This window comes from Dactylosporangium maewongense (genome assembly GCF_039531485.1).
GTDB lineage: Bacteria > Actinomycetota > Actinomycetes > Mycobacteriales > Micromonosporaceae > Dactylosporangium > Dactylosporangium maewongense.
Genome location: NZ_BAAAQD010000063.1, coordinates 22,306 through 28,305 on the forward strand (window position 1 = coordinate 22,306; position 6,000 = coordinate 28,305).

Genomic DNA, 6,000 nt, shown 5'->3' on the forward strand with positions numbered 1-6,000 from the left:
CGATCCGCGGGTGGCCGGTTCGGTGTCGCGGCAGTCCGGCGAGCCGGTGGGTGTGCGGGTGGTGCCGGGGCAGGCGGCGTATGTGATCTACACGTCGGGGTCGACGGGGACGCCGAAGGGTGTGGTGGTGTCGCATGCGGGTCTGGCGAGTCTGGTGGCGGCGCAGGCCGAGCGGTTCGCGCTGGGGGCGGGTGGCCGTGTGCTGCAGTTCGCGTCGGCCGGGTTCGACGCGGCGAGTGCTGAGATCTTTGTGACGTTGTGCTCGGGCGCCTGCCTGGTGGTGGTGGCGTCGGCGGAGGAGTTGCTGCCGGGGCCGGGTCTGGCCGCCGTGACGCGCCGGTTCGGCGTCACCCACGCGACGTTGCCCCCGGCGGTCCTGGCGGTCCTGCAACCGGAGGACCTGGCCTCGGTGTCGACGATCGTGTCGGCCGGTGAGGCGCTGCCCGGCGACCTGGTCGACCGGTGGGCGCCGGGCCGCCGCTTCGTGAACGCGTACGGGCCGACCGAGACGACGGTGTGCGCGTCGATGTCGCGGACGCTGTCGGCGGTCGACCCCCCGGTGATCGGCGGCCCGATCGTCAACACCCGCGTGTACGTGCTCGACGACCGCCTGCTGCCGGTTCCGGCCGGGGTGGCCGGCGAGCTGTACGTGGCCGGCGCCAGTCTGGCGCGGGGATACGCGGGCCGGGCCGGATTGACGGCGGGCCGGTTCGTGGCCGACCCCTTCGACGACGGTGGCCGGTTGTACCGCACCGGCGACGTGGTGCGCTGGACCGCCGGCGGTGACCTGGTGTACGTGGGCCGGGCGGATGAGCAGGTGAAGGTTCGCGGGTTCCGCATCGAGCCCGGTGAGATCGAGGCGGTCCTGGCCTCGCACCCGCAGGTCGTCCAGGCCGTGGTTGTCGCGCGTGAAGACGTCCCGGGTGACAAGCGGCTGGTCGCTTACGTGGTGGCGGAGGCCGAGGACGGGCTGGACGGGCTGCGGGACCTGGTCGCATCGAGGCTGCCGGACTACATGGTCCCGGCCGCGGTGGTCGTCCTCGACGCGCTGCCGTTGACGGCGAACGGCAAGCTGGACCGGCATGCGCTTCCGGCCCCGGAAGTGACGACGACCGGTTCGCGGCGGGCGCCGGCCGATGCCCGCGAGGAAACGCTGTGCCGGGCGTTCGCCGACGTGCTCGGTCTGGACTCCGTCGGCGTGGACGACGACTTCTTCGCCCTCGGCGGCCACTCCCTGCTGGCCGTGCGCCTGATCAGCCGCGTCCGCGCGGACCTCGACGTCGACCTGTCCATCCGCACACTGTTCGAGGTCCCCACGGTGGCGGGGCTGGCCGAGCGGCTGTCGGGTGCGGACGCGGCCCGGTCGGCGCTCGTGCCGTGGGAACGGCCGGAGCGGCTGCCGTTGTCGTTCGCGCAGCAACGGCTGTGGTTCCTCTGGCAGCTGGAGGGTTCGAGCTCGACCCACAACGTCCCAATGGCGATCGGGCTGTCCGGTGACGTCGACGCGGACGCACTCGGGGCAGCGCTGCGGGACGTGATCGGCCGGCACGAGGTGCTGCGCACGGTGTTCCCGGCGGCCGACGGTCGGCCGTTCCAGCAGGTCATCCCGCTGGAGGAGTTGGCGTGGCAGCTGCACCGGGTCGACGTGACGCCGGCGGGACTCGCCGCCGCGGTCGCCGCGGCCGCCCAGCACCCCTTCGACCTGGCCGTCGACGTGCCGATCCGGTCGTGGCTGTTCAGCGACGGCACGCCGGAGCAGGTGCTCGTCATCGTGGTGCACCACATCGGCGCCGACGGCTGGTCGATGGAACCGCTGGCGGCGGATCTGACCACGGCGTACACGGCGCGGCACTCCGGTGCGGCGCCGTCGTGGGAGCCGCTGCCCGTGCAGTACGCCGACTACGCGTTGTGGCAGCGGGAGCTGCTCGGCGACGAGTCGGATCCGGACAGCGTCATCTCCCGACAGGTGTCGTACTGGCGGCAGGCGCTCGGCGACGCGCCGGAGGAGCTGGCGCTGCCGGCCGACCGGCCACGTCCGGCGGTGGCCAGCCGCAAGGGGCACGTCGTGCCGATCAGCGTCCCGGCCGATGCGCACGCCCGGCTGCTGGAGGTGGTCCGGGCCGAGGGCGTGACGCTGTTCATGGTGCTGCAGGCAAGCCTGGCCGTGTTGCTGTCGAAGCTCGGTGCCGGCACCGACATCCCGATCGGCGCCGCGGTCGCCGGGCGCACCGATCAGGCGCTGGACGATCTGGTCGGGTACTTCGTGAACACCCTGGTGATGCGGACGGATCTGTCGGGTGACCCGACGTTCGCCGAGCTGCTCGGGCGGGTGCGGGAGACGAGCCTGACGGCGTTCGAGCACCAGGACGTGCCGTTCGAACGCCTCGTCGAGGAGCTGTCGCCGGCGCGGTCGCTGGCGCGCCATCCACTGTTCCAGGTGATGCTGACCGTGCAGAACACCGCTGACGGGCGGCTGGAACTGCCCGGCGCGGCCATCGGACCGGCCGCCACGTCGGCCGAACTCGAGGTGGCCAAGTTCGATCTGGACTGGATCGTCGTCGAGACGTTCGACACCGATGGTGCCGCCGCCGGTCTGCGCGGCGTGCTGACCGGGTCGGTGGATCTGTTCGACGCGGGCACGGTCGAGTCGATCGCCCGGTGGTGGCAGCGTGCCCTGCAGGCGGTCGTGGCGGATCCGTCGATGCCGGTGTCCGCGGTGGACGTGCTGGATGCGGCCGAGCGTGAGCAGGTGCTGTTCGGGTGGAACGACGCGTCGGCGGTGGCTGAGGTGCCGCTGCCGGAGCTGTTCGCGGGGCAGGTGGCGCGGACCCCGGACGCGGTGGCGTTGCGGTCTGATGGTGCGTCGTTGACGTTTGCGGAGCTGGAGGAGCGGTCGAACCGGATGGCCCGGTACCTGACCGGTATGGGCGTCGGTGCGGAGTCGGTGGTGGGCCTGTGCCTGCCTCGGGGTGTCGATCTGATCGTGGCGTTGCTGGCGGTGGTGAAGGCCGGCGGCGCGTACCTGCCGATCGACCCCGAACTGCCGGTGGAGCGGATCCGGTTCGTGTTGGCGGATGCGCGGGCGGCGGTGTTGCTGGGCTTCGAGGATGTGCTGGATGAGTTGCCGTCGGGTCGGGTGCGGGCGGTCGCGCTGGACGATCCGCGGGTGGCGGGTGCGGTCTCGGGTCTGTCTGGTGCGCCGGTGGGTGTGCGGGTGTCGCCGGAGCAGGCGGCGTACGTGATGTACACGTCGGGTTCGACGGGTGTGCCGAAGGGCGTGGTCGTGCCGCACCGGGCGGTCGTGCGTCTGGTGCGGCCGGCGGGCTACGTCGACCTGGGCGCAGGTGACGTCGTCGCTCACCTGGCGTCGGCGTCGTTCGATGCGGCGACGTTCGAGGTGTGGGGCGCGCTGCTGAACGGTGCGACCCTGGCGGTGGCGCGGCCGGGGGCGATGTCGGTGGCGGAGCTGCGGGCGTTCCTCGCCGAGCACCGGGTCGGCACGGCGTGGATGACGGCCGGCTGGTTCCATCAGGTGGTCGGGGCCGACATCGAGGCACTGGCGCCCGTACGGCAGGTGCTGGCCGGCGGTGACGTGCTGTCGACGGCGGCCTGCCGGAAGGTCCTCGAGGAGCTGCCGGGTGTGCGGTTGGTGAACGGTTACGGGCCGACGGAGAACACGACGTTCACGGCGGTGCACACGATCCGTCCGCAGGATGTGCTCGACGGCGGCAGCGTGCCGATCGGCGGGCCGATCGCCGGTACCCAGGCGTACGTGTTGGATGAGCGGTTGGCGCCGGTGCCGGTGGGTGTGGCCGGCGAGTTGTATGTGGCCGGTGCGGGCTTGGCGCGAGGGTATGTCGGGCAGAGCGGGTTGACGGCGGAGCGGTTCGTGGCGGACCCGTTCGACGATGACGGTGGCCGCCTGTACCGCACGGGCGATGTCGTGCGCTGGACCGGTGAGGGTGTCCTGGCGTTCGTCGGCCGCGGCGACGAGCAGGTGAAGATCCGTGGGTTCCGGGTCGAGCCGGGCGAGATCGAGGCGGCGCTGACCGCGCATCCGCAGGTGGCGCAGGCGGCGGTCATCGCCCGGGAGGACACGACCGGCGACAAGCGCCTTGTCGCGTACGTGGTCCCGGCCGACCGTGCCGGCGATCTGGACACGCTGCCCGGCACGCTCCGCGAGTTCGCCGCCGACCGGCTGCCCGACTACATGGTGCCGTCGGCTGTCGTGGTGCTGGCCGAGCTGCCATTGACGCAGAACGGGAAGCTCGACCGGCGTCTCCTGCCGGCGCCGGACTTCGGCGCGGCCGCCGGAGCGGGACCGGCCCCGGCCGGCATCCACGAGGAGTTGCTGTGCCAGGCGTTCGCCGAAGTCCTGGATCTTGACCACGTCGGCGTGGACGACGACTTCTTCGCGCTCGGCGGCCACTCGCTGCTCGCCGTGCGGCTGATGAGCCGGGTCCGCGCCGTGTTCGGTGTGGAGCTGTCGCTGCGGGCGCTGTTCGAGGCCTCGACGCCGGCCGGCCTGGCCCGGCGGCTGCCGGGGGCCGAGGTGGCGCGGCCCGCGCTGGTCCCGTGGGCGCGGCCGGAGCGGCTGCCGTTGTCGTTCGCGCAGCAGCGGCTGTGGTTCATCGAACAGCTGGAGGGTCCGAGCACGCTCTACAACCTCGTGACGGTGCTCGGCCTGTCCGGGGAGGTCGACCCGCACGCGATGGCGGCGGCGTTGCGGGACGTGATCAACCGGCACGAGGTGCTGCGCACCGTGTTCCCGACCGCTGACGGCGAGCCGTACCAGAAGATCATTCCGGTCGAGGACCTTGATTGGCGGATGCGGCGGGCCGAGGTGCCGTCGGCCGACCTGGCCGAGGCCGTGGCGGCGGTGCAGCACCCGTTCGACCTGGCGGTGGACGTGCCGATCCGGGCCACGCTGTTCGAGGGCAGCGACGGCGAGCGCGTGCTGGTGGTGGTGATCCATCACATCGCCACCGACGGCTGGTCGACCCGGCCGCTGGCCGCGGACGTCTCGGCGGCGTACGCGGCGCGGGCGGCCGGACGGAGCCCGGTGTGGCGGCCTATGCCCGTGCAGTACGCGGACTACGCGATGTGGCAGCGGGAACTGCTCGGAGCCGAGGACGACCCCGGCAGCGTGATCTCGCAGCAGGTCGCATACTGGCGGCGGGCCCTTGCCGGAGCGCCCGAGGAGCTGACGCTGCCGGGGGACCGGCGGCGACCGGCGGAGGCCGGGCATCGCGGGTACACCGTGCCGGTCAGGCTGGGGGCCGAACTGCACGCCCAGCTGTTGCGGGTGGCGCGCGAGCAGGGCGTGACCGTATTCATGCTGCTGCAGTCCGCGCTCGCGGTGCTGCTGTCCAAGCTCGGCGCCGGCACCGACATCCCGATCGGTTCCGCCGTCGCCGGCCGCAGCGACCAGGCGCTGGACGACCTGGTCGGGTTCTTCGTCAACACCCTCGTGATCCGGGCCGACCTGTCCGGCGACCCCACCTTCACGGAGCTGCTGGCGCGGGTCCGGGAGACCACGCTGGCCGGCTTCGAGCACCAGGACGTCCCGTTCGAACTCCTGGTGGAGAAGCTCGCCCCGGCCCGGTCGCTGGCCCGCAATCCACTGTTCCAGGTGATGCTGACCCTGCAGAACACCGCGGACGCGGTGCTCGACCTGCCCGGGGCCGGCGTCGGCGGCCCCGCAGGACCGGTCCCGGCGGCGGCGCCGGCTCCGGTGGTGTCGGTGGCCAAGTTCGATCTCGAGTGGAGTGTCAGCGAGGCGTTCGACGCCGACGGTCGCCCGGCCGGGCTGGCGGGCATGTTGACCGGCTCGATGGACCTGTTCGAGGCGGCCACGGTCGCGGCCGTCGCCGAGCGGTGGGTGCGGGTGGTGGAGGCCGTGCTGGCCGACCCGTCGGCACGGGTGTCGGCGGTCAGTGTGCTGGACGCCGCCGAGCTGGACCGGGTGCTGCACGAGTGGAACGACACGGCGGTCGAGGT

The 6,000-nt window shown here is 72.6% G+C and carries 1 protein-coding gene (only partly in view); it reads left to right on the forward strand.

What is annotated here, in order from left to right:
• The coding region annotated (locus tag ABD332_RS58915) for an amino acid adenylation domain-containing protein (RefSeq protein WP_344515750.1) crosses the window boundary (this coding region is incomplete at its 3' end): on the forward strand, positions 1–6,000 show 6,000 of its 7,769 nt. 1,769 nt of the annotated region lie to the left of the window's left edge.